Origin of the sequence: Ditibartonella apis, from assembly GCF_001952075.1 — a bacterium.
GTDB classification, from domain to species: Bacteria; Pseudomonadota; Alphaproteobacteria; order Rhizobiales; family Rhizobiaceae; genus Bartonella; species Bartonella apis.
Genome location: NZ_LXYU01000003.1, coordinates 15962 through 40236, shown reverse-complemented (window position 1 = coordinate 40236; position 24275 = coordinate 15962). Strand labels below are relative to the sequence as shown.

The following is a 24275-nucleotide window of genomic DNA, read 5'->3' as shown; positions in this document are numbered from 1 at the left end:
GGCGGGGTTTTTCTTTAATGGGCATCGACATTGCGTTGCGCCTTGGCTTTTTCAATTACCTCTAATATTTCCGATTGCGGCCAGCGCGATAGATTACCAATCTTAACAGCTGGGGGTATCGTTCCATCAGCAACACGCCTCCAAAAAGTAGGGGCGCTGATTTGAAGAATTTTTGCACTTTCTTTTGCGTTTAAAAGTGTATCGATATTCGTCATGCTTTTTACCTCATAAGTTTAGGCTTATGAAGCATGAGGGTTTTAAGTTAACCCTAGCCCCATACGCCGCGTTGATATGAGATGATTATAATTTTTTGACATAGAGAATAAAAGGAGAACATTGAGATTATAATTTAATTATTTCAATAGCTTAAAAAATTCATTCACTAAACGACACGCCATGCATCTTGGTGCATCTTTATGTATCTAGGTGCACAATAGAGCACTCCCTTTTCAGTACAGATAACTCGTGCATAACTTGAGCACCACTCCATAGGAAAGGTTAGATAGCAGGGGTTAGGCTTGTTTTTTAGGCGTTTCAAATTGGATTACTTGGCTGTTATTACCTGTTACATGCTGCGCCCATCGTTCCATTAATGCCCTGCGCTGGTCTATAAAATCAGTACGTCTATAAGCGCGTTCAACACTGCCTCCCACAACATGCCCTAAAATCGTCTCCGCTACATCATGGGGTGCGTCTGTTGCCTCTGCCAGCCAATCCCTTAAACTTGATCTAAAACCATGTGGACGGGCTTTCAATCCAGCCCGTTCCATATGCTTGGCCATCGCCATATCAGAAATAACGCCACGACGGGCACCGACGAATAAAAAGCCGTCCCTGGATATCCGTCGCGCCTCATCAATCACTTTTAAAGCTTCTTTGGATAATGGCACTCGAAAATCACTGGTTGCATCCTTGCGTCCTTTCATGGCCTCAGCTGGTATCGTCCACACATCACCATCAATTTGATCTTCATGGATATGCCTTAAGGGATTAGAACGCACACCGGTCAGAATTAAAAGCTTCAAAGCCAGATGCGTTGCGCTCCCATCATCAAGGCTTGAATAGAAAGCAGGCACATCTTTCCAATTCATTGCAGGGATATTCTGGGGCTTGTGTCTACTTTTACCCAATAATGCACGCGCTTTCATTGTGGCTTGCAAATCTACATCAAGCCCTAAAGCCGCAGCATGCTTCAAACAGATATTCAGGCGGTTCATGGCTTTGCGCGCCGTATCGGCTTTATCATGCCAGATAGGGGCTAATGTATCCCGTATATCCGTTTGATCTATATCAGACACTGGCACATTGCCCAACCTTGGCAAAACGTGAAGTTCAAGAGGTGTAAACCAGCGCCCCGCCTTGCCATCGCCTTTTAATTCGGCTTTGCGACTTTCGAAGGCATCACGTGCAATATCTTTTAACAAATGAAGATTGCCGGCGGCCTCTCGCTTTTCTTTTTCGCGCTGTTTGATAGGATCATTGCCATTCCGCAATTCCGCACGCCAACGCTCGGCTGTCTGTCTTACCTCTTTCAGTGATACAGACCGGATAGTGCCAAGCCCCATTTCTCGCCGCCTTCCGTGTACAGTATAACGCATGACCCACTTGCCACTTTCAGCATCGGATTTGATAAGCCATAGACCAGCTCCATCATTATATTTACCAGCTCCCAGTGCAGATACCGCTTTTGCACTTAAACGATTTATCGCTCGCATGTCCCAGTCCACCTTTAAAGATGTTTTTTCAGTCCACCCTACAGTCCCCCTTTCGGCGTGCGCTAGGATGAAATTCAATGATAAATCGTGATAGTGAACGAAACAAGAACATAAAGCAATATCAATTTGTTTGATATAAACAGATAATCATTGATTTATCCTGAAATATCAATGGGTTGCCTCTTCTGGGCACCATTCCCAAAAACATAACTCGTTGTTTCCGAATGGTTTTGCAACTTGCTTTCGTTCAAGCATACGGAAATCAGCCGGAATTTAAAGGCTCCGCCAAATATGGATACTAGGCTGAACTGTAAACCAGCAGTTAGAGGTTCACCGGAATACAGTTTCAATGCAAGCTCGTAAAACTGCAATTAGGAGCTCACTTCAGACCTGTTATCCTTGAAATATAATATCAGTAAATGAAGATTGATTGCTTGTTTTAAGAGCCAAACCGACAGGCAAAAAAGAAAACAGAACCTGTTTTGACTGTTGATGAAGACTGGTAAAGGGTTACACGCTGCTGCAGATAAGGTTTAGTAGCAGGATACATATTTTGTGGCTACGGCTGAGCTTTGTTGCAAAATATTAGCTGGTCTTCGCGCGAAAAGCATTTGAAGACAAACGGGCAAGCACTCCACACTGGAATTTACTTTGATCTTCTTTTCTATATTACACAAAAATTCTCGAATTTGAATTACTATGCCTTTTAGTTTTCCTCAACATTAGCTCTATAGAAGGCACGCAAAGGTAGGGACTTTTGAGCATTCTCTAATATTTCTCTTTCAAAAGGATCGAGATTTTTTTGCTCAAGGTTTACATTAGCCAAGAACTTAAGGCCTTGATCAACAGTCTCAATTGAATTGTCATTTTTCATGATCTTTCGAGCAATTTCAAACGGAACACCATACTCATCCAAGGCAAAGATTCCTGCTGGCATAAACAGAGAATCGGCATGAGCTGCAAACAAAGAGTAATCACCCGGGTCAACTTTCTTATGATGCAAAAGCACATCCGCTTGAATTCTGCTCAAAGCCATTAGTTGACGGCCGAACTTATATCCCACATAGTTTCGAAGAAATGACAAAGCTCCTTCCACGGCTTCACTGATCGTATCATCTTCTCTACGGTCTTCGACACACTGATTAATAAAGTCTTTAAAAGATTGCGCAGCCATAAGCTTTGTAAGTACAGCCTGAAGTTGATTCCCTGCAAATATCTGATGTTTGCGCAATGAATTTCCATGATCAATATAATCGTAAATGAAATTACACGCGGCAAGTAATTGCTCTGAACTTGGCATACCCTTCCACTGTATATGTTCTGGATTGGTATCATAATACGTTGAAACCGCCTTAAATAATTTATTTTGATCATCTATCGGAACATATCTATTTTGACGAATTGTCTCTTCACTGAGTTCTGACAATTCAAAAACCTTTGATATCCGTTCTTGTGATTGGGAGGTTAAACTCTCTTTAGGTAGATCAAGAATTAGTGACAACGGGGTTGTTTCATTCTGATTTCCTATAGGCAACTTAACAATATGCTCCCCCTCCACTACAGCTTCTTCTAAAACAAATACCTTCCCTATGAAATAGCGGTTCATTCGACCTGCTCTTCCAGCAATATTTTTAAATGTAAAATCATCTATAGTTCTGTTATTCATTCGACGATCAAAGATTATGACGTTTTCGGCAACCGTATTTACTCCCTCAATGATCGTTGATGTACAAACAAGTGTTCTTATTAGACCTTCCTCGAAAGCTCTTACCATGTATTGCTGGATCGCTCTTGGAACGTTACCATGATGAATGCCTATTCCATACTTCAGAGCTTGTATAACTTCCCATTCCATGGGATAGTACTGCGTCAGCCAATCAACGGCATGCTTCGTAGCCTCACTGATAGGAAGCTTTGAAGTGTTATATATCGTTCTCGCTGCATCACGAGCACTACGGGGTGACTGACAATACACGAGTGTGGGGCTCTTGAGAGTTTCACACAACTCAACCAATTTTAGGTTCCGCTCTTCGCCAATCCGTTTTAAGTCAAAATATTCAATATCCAAGGCTACTGTAGAAAAATCAGACGGTATAAATACATGTTTGTATTTTGATGCAAGCCCGTTAACACTCGTAATGTTCGGGCCAATAAGATAAAATTGAGCACCTGTTTCTGCTAATCGATGAAAACAAATATTTAAATCAATCGCTCTTTCATCGTGTTCATTACGAATATCCAATTTATAAAATTCATCAATCACAAAAAAATCGGTATCGTCAAGGTCAGTACGGCCTAGCGCTCTCTCTTGAGTAAGAATGTAGACAGTAGGCCGACCATCACCAAGACCAGTCTGGCTCGGATGTGTAATAATATCGTGAGTTCCACCCAACGTTTCTGTTATACGTCGTCTCGTTTCATCGATAAGTGCAATCGTTGGGACAATAATAACCACTTTTTTGTGCATCCGAGTAGCAAGGACGGCATCGATAATAAGGCTTTTTCCAACACTGGTAGGTGCGCTCAAAACGACATTTCTTTTATTCATTATTTCATGAAAAACCGCTAGCTGGAGGCTATGAAAGAACTTTTCCTCCCCGATACCATGCACTCTATGAGCTTCAAAGAGCATTTGCTCTTCAATTCCAGTATTTTTCAGCTGGTTGGCATAAGGAAATAGGCCAACTTCCCGCACCAATGCCTCAAGTAGATCATCATATCCATCAGTTAGAAGTTCCTTGTGCGGCAATAACCGAATAACTAGCTCTCGGGCGATAGCACTTGTTTGCTCCCTGTTTGCAAGACGAGTAACCTCCTGGAAGATAGGAAAACGAGCTTCCATCAGTTTATCCGGATTAGCGATGCACGCTCGAATATCATCAAGTTCCATCGTCACTTCCTCAGCTCTTTCTCAAAATCTTTAGCAAGCGTATCGGCACAAAGCACCGGAATAAGAAATATTGAAATTTTTACAGTTGTTAAATCGTCAACTAATAAGGCTTTAATCCTGGAATATTCCTTTTCAACCTCTTCTTTTAACTTTGCTAGATAGTCGACAGTAAAACCGGAGCCAAGTATGGTGCTATCATAAGCTACCAAAATAGGAAAATGCAGGATTTTTAAAAATTCTGATGTTTTTCCTGTCTCGCTCAATATTGAGCCGAGTTTGTCATCTCTTAAATGTTGCGGTTCACGTAGCTGTATGATGATATCTCGTTCCTCATTCAAAACATCATTTGTCAAAGAAGTTCGCATTTCTGAAATAACTTCATTAACTACAGCTTCATGCGTAGACGCTGTAACCAATCGCGAACGGCCTAACCAAATCTCTTCCCCTGTAGGCAAGTGAACAATATGGGCACTACTCGCCCGCATCTTTCCTTTAACTAAGAAAAAAATACGACATGCAATTGGCTCTGCTTTGAAATGATATCGAAGTATGGCATTTAACATAAGTGAAGCTATGAGCTGTTGCATGTCAGTAAAACTGCGGCGATCCAACTGTTTCAATGCGTCGCTGATTATTTTCTTCGCTTCGAGATAATTGAAATTTGCTAGGGTTTTCGGCTCAAGCGCAATTTCAGGGAGCCATTTTAACAAATGAACAATGAGTTCACTCTTTCGCCAAATGTCACCGTCAAACTCAACATCATATGCGTACAAGGCCCGCTTGATATCCTCTTCATTAATCGAGCATATTTCTGAGAAGAACTTTGGAAGATTGCGTATCTGATAAACTTTGATTGCCCCAGTCCCAGTTTTTTGCATTTTATCAAGTTGGGATTCCCACCACTTCAAACAATCTTCTCGTTTCCAAACCTTTTGGTCATTATCCACTGATGGCTTATCACCCATCGATCTAACTTTATCAGTAAGTAAGCTATAGACACCTTTGATGACTTTGTAATCTGGATAAATGCCACGCTTATTTGAAAGTTTAAGGAGCGTTGAAGTGTTACGTTCACTCAATGTTTCCTCATTCCCGTCAACCTCCCAGAGCATGTTTTGAGCCCAGTCATACACGGTGCGCCCCGAATCCGACTGTACTGTTGATAACTCTCTTAAAAAGCTATTAGCCAGTTTTTCCAGATCCGAACAATTTGTCCGCTTAGAACGATTTTTTTGAAACGGTTTTAGTTGTTTTGCTATTGCCCGCGTAGATACAAAACGAAACCAAGCAATTTCGCCATGTTTATCGCACAGAAGCGATTTTTCACAAATTGAATTACCTATTTTTCCTTTAACACGTCTAGTAAGCTCACTTTTTGTCCATTTTGAATCTTTTTCAGTTGTTTTGACTTGAATGTATTCGATAACTGCCTTTCCATTTTCTTTACGACGTAAAACAATATCATCTGCAGTCTCACACTCCACTTGTAATATGTTGGGATCGTCTAACATCTCGATCGTTAAACGGGCTGCAACATGATCCTGAAATCGAAACCCATTACGAGCCGCAATACCACCAGCATCTGATGATGCAGAAATACTTTTTAAATCGTCGATACTCAATTGCTCTCCTGACGAAAACAACGCATTTTATAGATTCTTATAATTGTCTATCTTCAAATAATTTAAGAATATTTTCATTTTAAAACAAGAAAACGAAATTTCTGTTTTAATTTTGTAATTATGATTTTCTTTTGTGATAAATCAATCGTCGATTTTCGTTATTCTGAAATTGATTACGCTAGACTTCGTCCCTAAAAGGGCAGCGCTTTTATAGCTAAGGAAAACAAGTGATCATTTACCTTGGACAATTCACCAATTCCCTATTGTACCACAGGGAAAATATTGCAAGATATTTTGTATCATAATAACAGTTAGAAAGGAGTGAAAAATATCAGCAAAACCTGCTTCTTATGGGTATTATTTCATTCATAATAAATAAAGCAATTACAATAATTTAAGAAAGTATATTTTCTTTTTGTCCAGCTTGCCGCCCACCTTTCGGCGGACGCTAGCGATGGTGCTAAATATCCAGTTTTGACAAGTTTCGGATAATTTTGACCGTTTTAACAGAAACACTTATCACTCTTTGCAAGAGGTTCAGCGGATAGGCAGGATTATGCATTGTCTCGCGTGCAAAATCATTAGCGTCATTGATAATTCCACTAGTTTTATCAATGCGTATACTTTGCCTTTCCATCACCCAGTCAATCGCCGTTTTATTGTTGACGATGTAGTCATAAGCGGCAAGAGGAATTCCGGTAATAGTAATTTTGTCATTGTAGTGGATGACCGAGCGGTCTTTGTTTTTGCCCCTCCCGCCATAGCGCATTTTGGTTACATAAAAATCGGCCGCGCCAAGTTTCTTCTTTTTTGTTACCAGTTTGACCGGATATTTTTCAACGCTTTCATAGTTCACATGCAAATGCCCCAATGCGCGACCGGCGTTTGTAAAAGCCTTGAAGTCTTCAAATCTTTTGACAGCCGGAATATGGGGCAATTCTTTAACGAGATTGTCGGAAAAACGGGCTCGATAGTCCGGTGAATGCAAAATCCCGTAAATGTAATAAAACAGATCTTCTTTACTGATGTGATTATCTGAATAGGCGTTCTGATAATATTTTAACGCCTCGTCGGTGATGGCATGAGAACGCTTGAAGCCGCTCTGTTTGGCGCAGTCCTTTCCCTTGTCACCCGCATCGCTTTTTTCATAAAAATAAAGCGGGAAACATTGGCCATTATCTTCGAACTGGAAATCTGTAATCCTGTTTGACATGATGACTGAAAAACCGCCGCGCTTGCCATTTCCGGACACACAAATAGCAAGGTTTTCCGAAGCCTCCGTCGGAAATATTTCTTTCATTGAATAGGAGCTGTGATTGAACCGTGTTGCTCTATAATGCCATGATTTTGTAAACGGCCGGACATTGGATATTTCGGTCAAATCTTCCGAAAATGTTTCTTTGATCTGTTTTTTAAAACTGGCCTGCCAGTTACCACCGCCCCAACTGAATTTTTTTACGTCTTTTTTGACGAAATCTCTCACATTGACAGCTTTGTTAGGGAAACGCTGCCTGTAGCGGGAATATCGGTCAATTTCCTGATTATAAAACTCTGTCATCCGCTGGACATTTTGCAAGAGCTTCGTTTTCGAAGCGTTATAGACCCAGGCATCCCGCCCAGAAACAATGCCGCTCGAATAGAGTTTGAAAATGGTAAGGCGCTGTTTATTCTTTTTGTTGCCCATTGCAGGAAAATTCCTGAAACACCCGTCGCGTTGATTAAGCCAATCGTGATAACTGTCGGGAACAATTTTTTTCCATTTATCTTTTAGACCGGCAATGCTTTTGAGCTTTTTGATTTTTTCAAGCTTTTGAGTAATGTCGAGATAATCGCCAATATCGTAGAAAAAAATCTGCCCTGATTGTTTGGCTAAAGGATTTTTGACAAGAAGCGAAATGGCAACAGGTGCGCGTGAGCCAACGCCGAATATGTTGCCTCCCTCTTTTTGTCGCAATGTGCCGGATGTGCGCGCATTGCCGCGCAAATGAAAAATGTAGATATTGGAAAATTCGTCGGCAAGACATTTGCGCATGCCATCGGCTGAGGCGGATTGAATAAAGCCGGCATTGGTTACAAAGCCGATAATGCCACAATTGCCGATATGATCGGAAGCCCAACGAATAGCACGGATGTAGCTATCATAAGAAGAACGCTTGCCACCTTTTGTCAATGTCGAAGCAAGATAGGTTTCGGCAATCCTCCGGTCAATTTCCGGATATTTCTGATTGGCCGCATCATCATTGGCGCTCTCCTGCCCCGTTGAATAAGGCGGATTGCCGATAATAATCCGGACATCCGGCAGATCACGCGCGTTCTCAAAATTCAGCTGCTTAGGGCTCTGTTGGCGATCGTGGCTGTTGGCAGAGTCCACCAATCGTGATTTGTCTTTTTCACCGGTCACGAATGTATCGCAAAAATGGACACCGGAAAAAGCCCGATAGGGCGTGCCGTTTTTCACTTGATAGGCTGTTTCGATATTGAGCTTGGCGATAAAATAAGCAAGTAAAACGACCTCATTGGCGCGAAGCTCGTTTTTATAAACGCGTTCTAAATCTTCTTCTTTGATCAACCCGCATTCGATCAGACGGGCAATAAAAATGCCGGTTCCAGTGAAAGGGTCAAGGATTTGCACGCCGTGACTTCCAAACGAGCAATTAAACTCCGTTCGTAAAATGTCATCGACGCTATGAAGGATGAAATCCACCACTTCGACTGGCGTATAGACAATTCCCAAACGGTCGGTCATCTTCGGAAATGCTTTACTAAAAAACCGGTCATAAAGCCCGGCAATAAATTTCTGGCGTGCCTCGGTTTTCCCATCCAATTCCGAAGCGCGCTGTGCCAACACTTGATAAAACTGGTCAAGCTTTTTCGTGTTATGAGCCTCGGCAACTTCTTTGAAAGCATTGAACGCTTTGTCAAGCGCTTTGGACAAAGGATCACTGTCGATTAAACTGGAACTTTCAAACAAAATATCGAAAACCGGTTTTGTTACGAGATATTGTGCCAGCATTTCGATAATGTCGTTATCATCAAGCGGACCATTCACGTCATTTTCGAGTGCGGCAGAAAATTCATCAAAAACAGCATGAAGAGTTGTATTTTCTGCATTTCCAAGATTTTTTGTAAGTTGCCTGATAGAGCATTGAAAAAGCCGCGCAATATCACGTGCCCATTCCTGCCACTGGCGAGCACTTATATGCTTTGCAACCGGCATTGTTGTTTCGAGAAATTGCAACCTTATCAGACCCCGTATTTTTGATGTTGTAAAGCTTTTGATCGTTGAAAACCGGCATAAATGAACCGGAAGGCTATTTCAGGCGCCACGCTTTCCGAATACTTCAAGCTACCATCACTTTATATCATACCGGCAGATAGTATCCAATTTAACAAATTGAAATTGAATGGAGTGAGAAGGAGACATCCATTTATGCATTTCAATTCTGAAAACTGATATACGAATTAAAAACCACAATACGCGTATCATCTAACCGGCAGGAATATTACCGAATGAAACAAAAAATCATATGAGAGGAAAATATTGGCGGCCGCAGAATGCAGAATGTTCACGGAAATAAATGCGACTTTCGACAATCTTGTTAAACAGTAACCTTAAGCCGTTTCCTCAACGCATCTATGTCAGAGGGGTCGCTCTGCCTATGGATCATCCTATGACAATTAGAACAAAGAACCGCAAAATCTTTGTGCGAATCGTATTCTCTGCATTCTCCTAGTTTTAATGATGACAAAGGTATTAAATGATGAACTTCAATAAATCCCTTACCAATCTCTCCATATCGTTCTTCAAAATTTAAACCGCAGCATTCACATCTTAGTCCATGAATCTTTTTTACTTTTTTTGCAGATGAATTGCGTTCAATGCTCCTGTGCAAACAATATATTTTTCTCTCTTCAATCGTTTTATACTTTGAAGCTATCAATTCCGCTTCATCTTGATCAAGTGGCTTAATTTCATAGTCAGACAATGAACTATATGCGTTTAAAACCTCATTTAAATCGGCCACCAACTTACCATCTGAAGGCAAATTCATGGCATCATATTCAATACCAATGATATGACCGGCTGAGTAACCGTCGGCTTTTCTACCTCTAAAATTAACGATATTATCGAGAGGAAGCTGTTTTTTATATTTACTTAACTTACTTTTGTAAAGTGAAGCTCTAAGTTTGAGAATATTGATATATTCCTTTTCACCATATTCTTCGTTTAACGAATCCGTCCCCTGATTCAGACTTAGATAAATCTTATTATATTTACTGTTAAATAAGTATACTACATAAATACCTCTTTTTGGTGTTGTTGTAACTCTAAAATTGAGCAAGCAACACCATGGTACTTGCGCCCAATTCCCGGTTCCTACCCCACCTTTTACCTTTAATCCGCTCCATTTGGCTCCTAGCAAATCAACGATTTTTCCTGGAATTTCTTTTATTATTGTTTGATACATAGGATTTGCTTTAGAAAACAACTCACTCCTTGCTTTTTCGTAATTTTCGATGACAACTTTAAAGGCCTCATTCAAGTTCATTTTTTTATTTTTCCTTTATTTCGTATCGACTTTATTATTGCTGGCGCCATAAGAACCATTCTATTTATTTTGATTAAAGTCAGAAAACCCCAAGACATAAAAACGACTATTTTCAATATATATCTTTTTTAAATATGAACGTTCGACAGTTTTATACTCTTAACGATCTATTTTTCAAGAATTCTTGATAAAGGCAGTTTAAAAGCCGCTTTATGTGCGCATTTTTCATCAATGGGACAGTTTTTTTCGTTCGGACCTGCCGTTATTCGTGGTTTCATTGATTTTGAAATCAACGAACTAAATGCACGACGCCATTGAAGAGAATGGAGATCTACTAAATGGATTTTATTAGCGGCTATTTGTTTTAATGAAGTCAGAATAACTGGAAATTTCCAACTTCGTTCACATGATTTTTACGAAGCAATATCAGTAAAAAAATCCGGATTCCCGGCTGGATAATTCGCATCAACCGGCCAGATGTTCCGGCCAGTTTGATATGCTCTTCCGGTTCGCTGTTAGCTATTTTGCGGGTGGTTGGAACGGCGCAGGAATTCGCGTGTTGGCCCGTCAAACTGGATATGCCCCTGATCGAGAACAATAACGCGTTCTGTCAAACTCAGAATATCAAAACGGTCTGTCGACACGACCATTGTTGTATCAGGCTGCAATATGTTTTTAAGCACATTGGCAACGCGTGACTCCTGTTTTTGTGACAGTTGCGAGGTCGGCTCGTCGAGAAGCAAAATCTTGCGTTTTGTTAGCGCAAGGCGTGCCGAGGCAAGCATCTGCCGATGTGCAGGATTGGGATAAAAACCGGCATCGCGCCATGTCACTTCCAGCTTGTCGGCGATTTGCATTTCGCCACTCACCAGATCAAGCTGATGAAGAATGTTTTCACATTCTTCGCGCGTCAAGCGGCCTTCCAGACAAAGAAATTCATATACCGAGCTTGTCAACATCACATGCTCTTGCCAGGCATAATGAATGAGATGTTTGATCGATTCATCACCGGCATGGAGCGGACGTTTTGAAAACGAGAGCGTGCCTTTTTCAAGTGAAAGATATCCGGCCAGCAATTTTAACAAAGTGCTTTTGCCGCTCCCGTTGCGCCCGAACAGTGCGACTTTCTGTCCCTTCGGTATAACAAGATCAAGATCATCGAGAATAACCTTTTCATTGTTATAGGCAAAAGTTCCGTGTTCAATCATCCATAATGGCGATTTGAGATTTTCGTATTTTTCAAGATGGATCGGTTGATCCTGATTGTCGGAACTTTCGGTAATGAGTTTTTTCAACCGCTTGTAGGAGCGGTGCGCTCCATAAGCCTCATAGACAATACTTGACGTGCTGAAAAGTGGCATAAGCATACGACCGGCAAGCAGGATAACCGCAAAAATCGCTCCCTGATTGAGCGAGCCGGCGAGAACCAGATAATAGGCCATAATGACAATGAGCACGAGCTGAACGCCATTGATAGCGTAATTTAAACGCTGGAAAGCGGCACTGCGTTGATAACGCTTTTTCCAGGCTTCAATATCGGTCTCGGAGTCGGACATATAGCGATCGCTGACAACATCCGGCCGCCCGATAATGGAGGCGACCATCATATCGACCGGTGTCGGAGGGTCGCGATGAAGTGGCCTTTCGTTAAACTGCAACTCTGCCTGCCGCCAATAGTAATACATGACGCAAAAAATAACGCCGATGATGAATATCGGAACAACGACAATCCATTGCCCGAGTATGGCAATGACCAAAAGAAAGAGCAGAATGAAGGGAACATCCACAACATTGAGATTCAATGCCAGAAACGCGAAATTACGCACCATTTTCCAATCATCCAGCGCGCGGAACTGGGCAGCGCCCCATTCATTCGACTGGCTGGCATTGACGCGCAAAAGCCGCCTCACAATATTGGGTTCAATTGTTGTGTGAATGCGCTGGACGAGCGAAATATTGAGCTTCTGTCGGTCACGACGAAGTAGATATTCGGCAAGCAGCGCCAATGCGACACCGACTGAAAAGGCCCATAACGAGGCTGACGCATAAGCAGGCAAAATACGGCTATAAATTGCATTCAGATAAAGCGGTGTGACCACAATCATCAGATTGATAAAAATCGAGCCGAAAAGCAATTTCCAGAGGATAGAAACCGCCACCGGATCTGAAGAAATAAGACGGCGCAAATCGAAATTATCGAGAAGGCTTGCTTTAAAAACCTGATATTGCGGAATACATTGATCGGTAAATTTTTGCGCTTTTTCCCGAGCTGTCCCTTGAGCAGTTTTCGAGCCACTGGTTTCGGTGTTGCCGGCTTGCGTGATCTCACGCTTGTCATCCGTTTTTGCGAGTGCATCAAGTTTCACAACCTCGGCCGGATGCACAGCTTTTTTTAAGGCTTGCGGCGTTACGTGAGCCCCGGAAGGATGTTTCTCCAGTTCAAGAGAAGGTTCGATTTTGCTTTCGACAGTTGCCACGACAGTAGCGGGGCGGATGTCATCAGCTTCGGCTTTCCGGCTTTGCTCTTTGTCTTCATCAAGAAAAACGAATGTCCCGTCATTTGCCACTTCCACCGCGCGGTAATTACCCGCAGGGGTTATGACAATATAGACACCGCCAATTTGCAAGGCCGATTGTTTGTTGACACGAATGATATGAACGCCGAGCTGGCGCTCGACGAGCTTGATCAAAGTTTCGTCGCCCGACATCGGCAAAGTACGCAGACGCTGCCAGTGAAAAGGAAGAGAACCGCGTATTTTGTTACACGCGGTTTCCAGAGCGTCGATCAAAGGAGTCATTCGGTTCTTTCCAAAACGGGCATTAGGTTTTAAAGGCACTCTGCCTTGAATTCAACGTTGCAGTTACGGAATTGAAGGGTGAGAATCCTGCAGGTGATTATCGCCCTGTCTTCCTCTTGTAACTTCGATTGTATCGCCCGTATTGACATCATTTTCAAATGCACTCCAGGTTTCGTTACCATGACCGTCATCTGCGGTCTTATGCCAGCTCCAACCGCCGTCTTTATCAACCCCGTTAAAGATGTCGGCATTTGGGTCACCGCTATTGGGATCTCCATTCAAGAAGAACTTCGCATGATAATGACCATCACTATCGGCAGTGCCTGTTTTGAAATCCTTGAAGAAAGCGTCAAGGTCGACATTCAATGTATCTTTATATGAATCAATAAAGCTGAAACCTTGAACATTTTTAAAGCCGCCGCCAATGTTATAAATCTGGTCATGAATGCTACCGATAGTATCCTGCCTTTTTGTCATATAGTTGACACCGCCACCACCGTCAAAACCAATAAAAGCCGATTCAGAAAGTTGTTTATTGGTTGTGAAATGGATGAGATCATCACCGGGCGTACCGATAATGGAATTAACATTACTTATTTTATCCGCTTCGTTTCCGCCGCCACGAGTAATCAGACCATGTTGGTCATCGCTCATTAAGATATCCAGAAACTCTCTTTTGGTAAGCTTGCTATAGTCAAGGATAGCACCGTTGGCATATTGGCTCGCCACCCCGCCATGACTGATAAACCTGTCATTACCAGAAACACCGTCAAAAGAATGGCCACCAGCATTACTTCCCTCGAATGTATCGTCACCTTTTGTACCAAAAATGGTTCCGATACTTTTGAAGATATCCTTGCCTTGGGTACCTTGGGCAACATTCTGTGCATCAAAACCAGTGAAGCCCTTTACTGTTGTTCCCGAATAGGACGCATCTGTATCCATTTTTACGTAGACACCATGGATATACTCACCATGATCGTTTACATAGTCATAACGCAAGATATCGCTTGTCAGTAAAGTTCCGCCCTTCGGCCCTCGTACGGTACGAGTATCATTACCATCAAAATAACTAATGCCGTCCTTGCTCGAATTTTGAACAGAATAAAAAGTATCCCCTTTATAACCGCCCACAAACCTGCCGTCTGTCCCCCATCTGCCGGTGATGTCGTTTCTATAGAATAAAGCACCGTAGGCATTTTCAAAATCATGCAATGTATCCTGAGACTGGACATTATTTTCATCTTTCCACAAAGTTTTTGCATATCCGTGGTCAAGATCAATAATAACTTTATCTCTGGTAACAATAAGATTTGACGGATCTGCCCATGCCGCCATTTGTGCATAATCAGCTGCTGCATCGTCAGGCGTGCCATCCGGTTTCAGGAACAACCCATCAATACGTCCCCCAATGTCGGGAGCACCGACATAATATGTATCCGAACCACCGCCGCCGTAATATTCATCATTACCCTGGGTTGCCAGAAAATAATTGTCTTTGTCATTGCCGTAAATCAGATCCTTCAATTTACTGCCAATAACATTCTCAACATTGGTTACATGACCTTTATCGGCGCCATCAGCAAGTACTGCACCATTACTGTCATGACTGATAACAGAGCTATAGTCAGCGTAACCTTTTTCACTTGCACCAAGATTGATATAAACGCCGTCAGTGCGCGCATTCGGATCTACTTTATTAGTGACCGGATTACCGTTGGCATCTATGCTTTCCAGAACATCCTGAAACGAAATCCAGTCGTTTTCCTTGCCGCCATCGGTTCGTGTGCCACCATCATATACAAGATACCCCTTACCAACATAAAGAATATCCGTACCGGTTCCGCCATTGACAATAAATTTACCGGTAGAACCACCGAGGTAATATTTATCCATGCCACCTTTATTGGTGATTGTTGCATCGCCGGTCGAATATTGGAAATAATAGTTGCCATCGGAATTACCATCATCAGTGCCTAATCCCGAATCATCGCCAGCAAAAATACCATCCTGTATATTCACCTTTGCCGAAGAATATCTGAAATTGAATTCATCGGCTGCTTGAGCACTAAAACTGTCTGTTGTCGTAGGAACATTGACGGAACCGTCGTCGGTTTCTGTTTGGGTGTATTTGATGTGGCCGTTATCATCATACTGGATACGCCTTTGCGTCGTCTTGAGGTTGTTGCCACCGTCAATAATATTGACCACGCCTTTGCTGTGGTCAAATGTATAGACATCCGTGCTGTCGCCATCAATAATCTTGACAGTCGACGATGCCGTCACATTTTCACCGTCCTTATTAACAAATCCGGCATTCGTAAACGTGTATTTGCTTTGGCCTGTTGTATCCTTGATGATCGTTTCTTTGTTTGCCGAACCGGTAAAATCATAACTATCAGTTCCTGCTACTCCATTACTTGTAGTATTATCGCCATTATCGTTAATGGTTACTTTGTCGATTGTCGAATTCGTAAAGTTATAAGTATCGGAACCTCTCGCTTCGGTAATATCAACAGTTTTCAAATGACTATTGGAAAATAGGTACTTGTCATCAACAGAATAACTAGTAACGGTCCCGTTATCGACAATGGTCACTGCGCCCCGTTGACCATCTGCCTGACCGGCATCCGAATATTGGAACGAATAGGTGTCGGCCTCGCCGTTATCGGTGATATTGACCACAGTGTTTGTTATACGGTTTTCAAATGTTCCATCACCAAAGTTATATTTATCGCCGGAACCATTATCAAAACTGGTGTCAACAATTGTCACAATAGAATCGTGAACTTTGGTAAAGTTATATGAATCGTCATAACGCCCCGCGTCATAAATATAGACTTTCGAGTGGGCAGAAGTAAAATCATAAGAGTTCCGCCCTGCTCCAGCATTCGTTATACTAATATTGTAGTTGTCCCCACTAGCAAAATTGGTCGAATCCGTTCCACTAAAATAATAACTATTAAAACCAGAGTTGTCACGTATTGTAATTGTATTCGAATCGCTCGTTAGCGAATTCTGAAAAGAATAGCTGTCATCACCCGTCTGATCGGTAATATCGACTTTTGTTTTTACCTTTTGGAAGTAATATCTAGTGGCTCCGCTACCTTCCGTTATCGTCACACTACCGCCCTTGGCGTTATTGAAGTTGAAATTATCAGGGGTGTTATTATAATTTGAAGTGCTGCCACCGTCACTAATTGTGACTGTAGAATTATTGATATTGTTGAAATAATAATTATCATTCCAAGTAGAATTGTCGATAATCGTGATTGTTGAACTGTCTGTCCGGTTGAACAAATAATTGTCCCGTCCATCCTCATCCTGAATATTGACAGTGACATTCGAAATATGGTCGGTAGCCGTATCATTATTGGTAGCAAAATCGTAAGTATCGTCTACGGAAGTCCCTTGATATTCATGAATATCGACTTTCGCGTTCACCGCATTGTGGAACAGGTACGTATCTTGATAGTTGCCTCTGTCTTCGATTTTTACTGTCGAGACAACCGAACTGTTGGCATCGCCAAAATTGTTAAAATTATAGTTGTCCGAACCCCACTGATCAGAAATAGTAATATGAGCCGCACCGGAAGCAGCGGCAGCTGTCGCTTTCACATCATTGAAGTAATAGTTGTCATTTCCCGAATTACTGCCACCCTGATCGTTGATAGTAACAGTGTTAGTCTGATCAACCAATATACGGTTGAAGTAATAGTTATCATAACCACCACCATCGGTTATTGAAACCTTTGTATGGGAGTCATTGAAGAAGTAACTATCCCTATCATTGGAATAATTATTGTTGAATGCAGAATCCACAATTGTGACCGCGCCACCTTGCGTGCGTTCAAAATAATACTGGTCTTGACCGCTTTCGTCGGTGATATTGACAGTTGTATTGGTGATATGATCGGTCGGGTTACCCGTTGCATCATGGGTAGCAAAATCATAAGTATTGTTGAGATATTGTGCTGTGTTACGATTATCGAAGTAATCGTGAATGGTAATATCCGAGTCGGTTGCCTCATGGAACGTATAATTGTCGTTACCCGCTCCATGATCGTCAATCTTCACCTTACTGGTGATGTTATTGAAATGATAGTTGTCTAAGCCACCCGCGTCATAAATAACAACATTGGCATCCGCTCCCGAGACAAGCTCTGTTGCTTTGGTTCCGTTGAAATTATAATCGTCCGTATAATTGCTATCGCTGTTATCGGTAATTTTAATTGTATTATCAGCTGATGTTGTAGAATCGCTGAAATCATATTTATCAGCACCATCCTGATCGGTAATATCGACTTTCGTCGCGACTTTGGAAAAATGATACTCGTCAGCCGCCAGTGTTCTGTCGCTTGAACTTCCAGCACCGGTATCCTTGATGGTTACAGAACCGCCGGTCGTACGATCGAAATTGTAGGTATCATTGCCGTTTTCATCGGCGATAGCAACGGTCGTATCTTCAATATGATCAGTGGCGGATTCATTATTATCCTTTAGCGTTGCAAAGTCATAAATGTCGTTGCCACCGAGATAAATGCCATCGTTTTTATTGTTAATGGTAACATCGGATTTCTTGGCGTCGTGGAAAGTATAATAGTTGTCGCCCGAGCCAATGTCATCAATGTGGACTTTACTTTGAACCCTGTCAAAGTGATATTCGTCCTTGCCGCCATCATCCGTGATCGAAATATTCGCGGCATCGCCTTCTGCCATGCTAGCCGATGTTACATCATTGAAATTATAAATATCATTGGCGGTACCATAATCCTTGATCTTGATTGTGTTATCCGCACTCGTCTTTGCATGATCAAAGGAATATTTATCAGCACCATCCTTATCGGTAATATCGATTTTTGTGTCAGCGCCTGAAAAATGGTACTCATCCTGAGCTTGATCTTTTGCGCTGATCACGCCTTCGTCATCAATCGTAACAGAACCGCCTTTTGTGCGGTCAAATTGATATTTATCGCTGCCATTTTCATCAAGAATAGTAACAATGGAATTCTCGACATGATCTGTTGCTGTGCTATCAACTGAAGCCAAAGTAGCAAAATCATAGACATCGCTTCCGCTTAAACTGTCACCATCATTAAGATCATTGATCGTAACATGATTGTCTTTGATATTATGAAACTGATAATGATCATTACCGGCTGCGGAATCAATGATCTCTACGCGATTGATAGCCTTGTTGAAGTGGTAGAAATCACTCCCGCCTGAATCTGCAATCTTATTCACGCCTGTCGAGGATTCAAAATTATAGCTATCGTTCGAGTCTCCTTTACCACTATCGACAATAGTGTTATTGCCCGAAGAATTATCGAGATTATAGATGTCTTCTCCTGCACCGGCATATAACCGGTTATTACCGCTCGAGCCTGTAGTGACACCGGTGTTCGGATCGGTCATCTGCATATTGAAGATGTTATTGCCATCGCGCCCGTCAAAATAATAAGAGGTCGCTACATCACCGATCAAAAACTTGTCATCACCTTTGGTGCCGACAATCTCGGTAAAATTGTGCATTTCGGCAACATCATTATTGCCGTTATCGGTAACTTTGTTATTGGCAATATCGAATGTCAGACCAGGCAATACATTTGATCCCTGCTGTGCGGTAACAGGATAATCATCGCCATAGATCAGGCGGTTTGTGCCACCCTCGCCATCATATTTGATATGGTTATTGAACTGTGAAGCATAAATCGTGTCGTTTCCGCTGCCACCATAGATTTCGCGGGCATTCGGCGTTTGCGGCAAAACAATCGCGTGATTTCCATTGATAACAGTATCCGGATGATCACCCACATACTGGTTGGTAAATTCGGACTTTGCTCTGGTTTCCTTACCCTGGTCATCAACCCAGGTGATGTTGACGTTATTGCCGTTATAATCGACATTGCCCTTATAGCTGACGAATATTTCGTTATCTTTAAGTTCGATACCGTATTTGGCAACAAAATCCGCGTAATCAGGGCTTCCCTTCCAGATAATGGTCATACCATCCGGAATTTGGCTGACATCCTTGATATGCTTGCCGGCAACAGATTCCCCGCCGACCAGCTGGTCGAAAGACACAATACGTCCCAAACGACGATCCAGATTGTTCGGATTGTTTTCTGTATTGACCTGACCATATTTGAAAGCACCATTATCGGCATGGACAACAAATCCGTTTTCCTGACCGGCCTCATGGCGCAAATCAAGAATAGCAGGTTCGCCATATTGGACACCAAGATCAGGATTCGTACGTGCAGCAGGCGAACCGCCACCCAGATGCCAGACGGTCGATTGTGTTCCATCCTCATTCTGGACAGTCGTTCTGGTGCTGTTTACCTGATAAAGATTGGCCTTGTCGACAAAAGCCAATCCCGCATTACCGGTGTTATCGCCATCACCACCGGTATGATCATTGTTGTTATCGTTATTACCACCGTTGTGATCATTATTGTTATCGTTATTACCACCATTGTGATCATTATTGTTATCGTTATTATTTCCGCCATTCCCTTCGTTATGGTTATGGCTACCACCACCATTATCAGGATTTACCGGCGTGGACGGTTCAGATGGCGTGGACGGTTCCGAGGGAGTTGGCGGCAACATAGGATTGGGCATCGGTTCCGAAGGAGACTGATTGGACAACGGAGCCCCGCCGCCGGCCGAGGTCGACGGAACAAAGCTTACTGTGTCATCAAGTATCGAAGGCGGTGTGCCTAAAAAGTCGGCAACTGAAAGACGATCATCGCCTCTTCCGCCACTTTGTCCACCGACAACATCTTCATCGGCATTAAGATCGGTTGTTTCGCTTACCGGAGCATTCTGGACAACAGCAACGAGCGGATCAGCACTGGCATCGACCTTTGCGTTCTTTTCGCGAATTTCACTTAATTCCGGACCCGGTTCGATGAGATCGGCACGCTGGAACAATTCGTTCGATGAAACAACTGTGCCATCCATAAACCTCAGGTTGAACAAATTTTCGTGCATGGACGACATTTGCGCAGCCTGAACCAGCGTCAGTTCAGAGCCATCCTGCATACGAATGACAACATCACTTCCGCGAATAATGATTTCAACCTGGGAAATCGCTAGCGGTACATCGTTATCCGAATACGTATCAACAAGAACAGATACTCCGTCCTTCTGTGGAAAAGGTAGTTTCATCTCGATATAACCCCTATAGACTCCAAAGCCCCGAAATCAGTATAAACTCCACCCGACTAAAATATAGTTATAGCCTGCTTCTTTAACAAGCTCAATTGCGACACAGTGCCCCGTCTCATTCGCTGAAGACCACCGACATTCCATCGAGGAACGGTTTGAACAAATATTGAAGAAATGTCCTCTGCCCCGCCAATGCAAAAGTCTCCACAGTCATTCCGGGAAATATTTTCAATTTCTTGTGTTGGTCTGCATCCATTGTGACGGTAACTTCATAATAGCGCCCCCCTTTATCCTCTTCCCCGACAGCGTCGGCACTGATCACAGAAACTTTACCTTTCAGTGTCGGACTATTGTAGTTGGATATCGCCAGTACACGAACGCGCACATCCTGCCCCACCCACAAACGGTCGCGGTCTTGCGGGTTAACCTTCACATCCGCAACCAGTGGCACCTCGCTTGGCGCAATTTCGAACATTTTTTCACCGGCTCTAAGCACCGCCCCGACGTGGGGCATGACAACCTGTTGGATAACGCCATCCACCGGCGAGACAATTTCCGAATTCTTTGCCCGCTGGCGGCTTGCTTCCCACTGCGCTTTGGCAGTTTCGAGCTTTACCTGAACCTCGGCAAGCTGTTTATTGGCATCCTCGTTGAATTCGGTTTTATACATCGAAATTTTAAGCTTGGCCTCATCACGCGCTGCTGTCATTCCGGGAACCTTTGAACGAGCATCGGCAAGTGTGCTTAAAACCTTTTGATATTCAAGACGCCGCTGGACAAGTGTTGCTTCCGGTGCTGCGCCCCTTGCCACCAACGGTTCGAGCAGCTTGATGTGCTCGTTCGAAAGCTGCATTTCGGCGCCGAGATTTTCAATTGCTATTGCATTCGACGCGAGTTGGGCTTCTTTTTGCTCGTACTGGGTTTTGGCAATTGCAACCGATTCATCCAACGCACGCCGGCGCGCATTATATAAATCCGTTTCGTTTTGATAAATTTCGGCAAGTTTCGGGTTATTGGGCTTCGGCGGATTGAAATCGTTGCCGGTAAGTTCCGCACGCAACCGTTGTTCGCGCAATTCATAGGCACGAAGGGCAATAAAATTGCTTTCATTATCTTCGGCAACTGTCAGGTTTTCAACATTGGCAAGAACCTGCCCGGCTTTGACAGTTTCACCATTGGTTACGAGCAGTTGCTTCAACACTCCGCCTTCCGGATGTTGTATTTCAATATTGTGGCCTTCGACACGGATAATTCCGTGTCCGCGAACCAAAACATCGAAAGGCCAGAAAGCAGCCCATAAAAACGCAGCAAGCACACAAAGGGCAAGCAGCCATTTTCCCAACGAAATAGCCTTAAGCCCGTCGATGATTTTTCCCCACTTACTGCGTTTTACTGTTATTTGCATTGCTATCTTCAGTACGTAGTATGATATAGTCTTCGGTATTATCCGGCACAATCAGATTATCAAATCTGATGTTTTTAATAATGGCGCCTTCTTTCTGCAGAACCGCCATTGTCGCAACAGCGCGGTTGACCTGCATCAGCAAGGTGTCACCGGTTGAAACATTCACACTCCGCCCGACCGAATAAATCCTCAATTTTTCTGTTGTAAGCGCAGCCTTGTTTCTCAAGGCCCAGGCACGGACTTCATTTTGCTGGATAGATGTCAAATAGGTTCTATTCAGTTCGACATTGAGACGCAAGTCACCATCGCGCGGTTTCAAAGCCCCTGTATCAACCATGACAAGTGGTAGATTGGCAGCAACCTGTTCACTGCTACCCGTTGTATCGTCAATACCGCCATTCTTATTCGGCTTGTTTTCATTGGCCATCGAAAATTTCGACTTATCGTCGATAACTGTCGGCGCCTTCTTCGACTGCTGTTCACTTTCGGCGTTCTGGTTTCCTGCCTGATCTTCCGGGCCGGCAATTTTCGATGTTGCAACAATAACCTGAAACAACATAGCCAGCAAAAGAAAAACCATCAGAAGAACGGTCAGCATATCTGCGTAAGCAATCCAGATATTTTCACCACCACGTTTTTCTGCCATTATTAACGCTCCACCAGCTGAAGAGCCTGAAGTCCTTCACGAGGCTTCCCAGCCAGGTAATAAATACTGAACACTGCACGCATAAAACCATAACGGGCATCAATCGCATCTGTGCGCGAGGTAAAATACTCGGTTTCCGCAGTAATAAGATCAGACAATTTACGGTCGCCCAAACGGAATTCTTCCAGATAAAGGCCACGGGTCTTATCCGCTTCCTTGCTTGCCTCTTCACTGATTGTCCACTGCTGAGATGTGATATCGATATCACCGAGAAGCGCACGGACTTCATCATTCACCGTTGAACGCTCTTTACCCAATTGTGCTTCATTGACATTGACCTGCGCATAAGCTTCGCGAATCTTCGCCTTCTTGGAAAGATCAAAAATGTCGAACGTCAATTTGAGCTGGACACCGCCATCTGTATCAGACACATTGTAAAGATTATCAACGTTTTCCAAAGTACGCTTATAGTCAATCGTAAGATCAAGCCGCGGCTTCAGACTTGCTTTTGCACCAACCACGCTCTTACGGCTACCTTCAAGAGCTGCACCTCTGGCAAGAACCGCCGGGTTCTGATCGGCTGCATTGACTGCAACGCTATCAAGGTCTCCGATATGCGGTAATGCCATACGTTTGGCAGGCAAAACTTCAACGTCTATACCGACCAGAGCATTCAATTTCTGATGGGCACGTGATAATTTGAGTTCGATATCCTTGCGCCGGTTGATCGCATTGCTCAAGGCCAGACGCCCGCGAACGGCATCCGACTGCGGTGAAATACCACCGGTCACACTTTCACCGATGGTTTTGTTCAAAGCGGTAATTTTGTCGACATAGCCGATAGCCGATTGTAACTGCTCGGTATAAGCCTGAACCGCCATATAGGCGTTGGCCGTATCGAACAGAACAGTCAAATCCTGAGCATGTTTGGCATGTCCACTGGCCCGCAAGTTGTAACTTGCTGCTTCCTTGTCGGCATCCCGTCGGCCGAAATCATAAATACTATAACGAACATCGAGGCCGGCAAAAGCGGTATCGTCGAAATCACGGTCACGGCTTGTGATACCACCGTCATAGCGAAGGTTCGGAGCCGTTATTTCCGCACCGACCGTGGGATAATATTTGGCTTTTGCCTGATCAAGACGACTCTCGGCAATATCAAGCTGGCTCTTTGCAACTTTAATCGTCCACGAATAATCGGCAGCTTTCTTCAACGCTTCGTCAAGCGTCAATCTCTGTTTTTCGCGCTTTAGAGCTTCCTTGGCTCTTGCCGTTGCCGGATTGTTAGTATTCGCAACTCTGGGATCCTTGCTGATCGCAGGCTGATGATTTTCGTTAACAGCCTGAGTTGTCATTGTATCAACATCTGCACGAGCAGCAGGGTTTCTATTCGACGCACATCCTGTCGAAACAATACTGCAGCTCACCAATAGGATCGACACCACACGTTTGATATTTTCTGAGCAATTCATCATG

General features: G+C 43.3%; 11 protein-coding genes. All 11 read right to left on the bottom strand.

Annotated elements, in window-relative coordinates:
- Positions 1-14: 14 nt before the first annotated feature.
- Positions 15-215: a helix-turn-helix transcriptional regulator gene (locus PEB0122_RS07105; protein ID WP_075916390.1), complete on the bottom strand. Its 201-nt coding sequence runs from the start codon at positions 213-215 to the stop codon at positions 15-17.
- 297 nt (positions 216-512) lie between these two features.
- Positions 513-1715 carry a tyrosine-type recombinase/integrase gene (locus tag PEB0122_RS07100; RefSeq protein WP_075916388.1) on the bottom strand — a complete coding sequence of 401 codons (1203 nt, stop codon included), beginning with the start codon at positions 1713-1715 and terminating at the stop codon, positions 513-515.
- Positions 1716-2421: 706 nt separating this feature from the next.
- The gene (locus tag PEB0122_RS07095; protein WP_075916386.1) at positions 2422-4605 is read right to left on the bottom strand and encodes a DEAD/DEAH box helicase; all 2184 of its coding nucleotides are present in this window, start codon (positions 4603-4605) and stop codon (positions 2422-2424) included.
- A 2-nt stretch (positions 4606-4607) separates the two neighbouring features.
- Positions 4608-6227 (bottom strand): HamA C-terminal domain-containing protein, encoded by a 1620-nt coding sequence (locus PEB0122_RS07090; protein WP_075916384.1) that lies wholly within the window; start codon positions 6225-6227, stop codon positions 4608-4610.
- A gap of 460 nt (positions 6228-6687) precedes the next feature.
- On the bottom strand, positions 6688-9465 hold the full coding sequence (locus PEB0122_RS07085) for a type ISP restriction/modification enzyme (protein WP_075916382.1): 2778 nt from the start codon (positions 9463-9465) through the stop codon (positions 6688-6690).
- A gap of 361 nt (positions 9466-9826) precedes the next feature.
- Positions 9827-10777: an MrcB family domain-containing protein gene (locus tag PEB0122_RS07080; RefSeq protein WP_075916380.1), complete on the bottom strand. Its 951-nt coding sequence runs from the start codon at positions 10775-10777 to the stop codon at positions 9827-9829.
- 515 nt (positions 10778-11292) lie between these two features.
- Positions 11293-13575: an ATP-binding cassette domain-containing protein gene (locus PEB0122_RS07075; protein ID WP_075916378.1), complete on the bottom strand. Its 2283-nt coding sequence runs from the start codon at positions 13573-13575 to the stop codon at positions 11293-11295.
- Positions 13576-13638: 63 nt separating this feature from the next.
- Positions 13639-20748 carry a calcium-binding protein gene (locus PEB0122_RS07070; protein ID WP_075916376.1) on the bottom strand — a complete coding sequence of 2370 codons (7110 nt, stop codon included), beginning with the start codon at positions 20746-20748 and terminating at the stop codon, positions 13639-13641.
- A gap of 115 nt (positions 20749-20863) precedes the next feature.
- Positions 20864-22153, bottom strand: coding sequence for an HlyD family type I secretion periplasmic adaptor subunit (locus PEB0122_RS07065; protein ID WP_075916374.1), 1290 nt, complete (start codon positions 22151-22153; stop codon positions 20864-20866).
- Positions 22128-22799, bottom strand: a complete 672-nt coding sequence (locus tag PEB0122_RS07060; RefSeq protein ID WP_075916372.1) for a hypothetical protein — start codon at positions 22797-22799, stop codon at positions 22128-22130. The genes PEB0122_RS07065 and PEB0122_RS07060 overlap by 26 nt, the downstream gene beginning before the upstream one ends.
- Before the next feature lie 2 nt (positions 22800-22801).
- Positions 22802-24274, bottom strand: coding sequence for a TolC family protein (locus tag PEB0122_RS07055; RefSeq protein WP_075916370.1), 1473 nt, complete (start codon positions 24272-24274; stop codon positions 22802-22804).
- Position 24275: the final 1 nt, after the last annotated feature.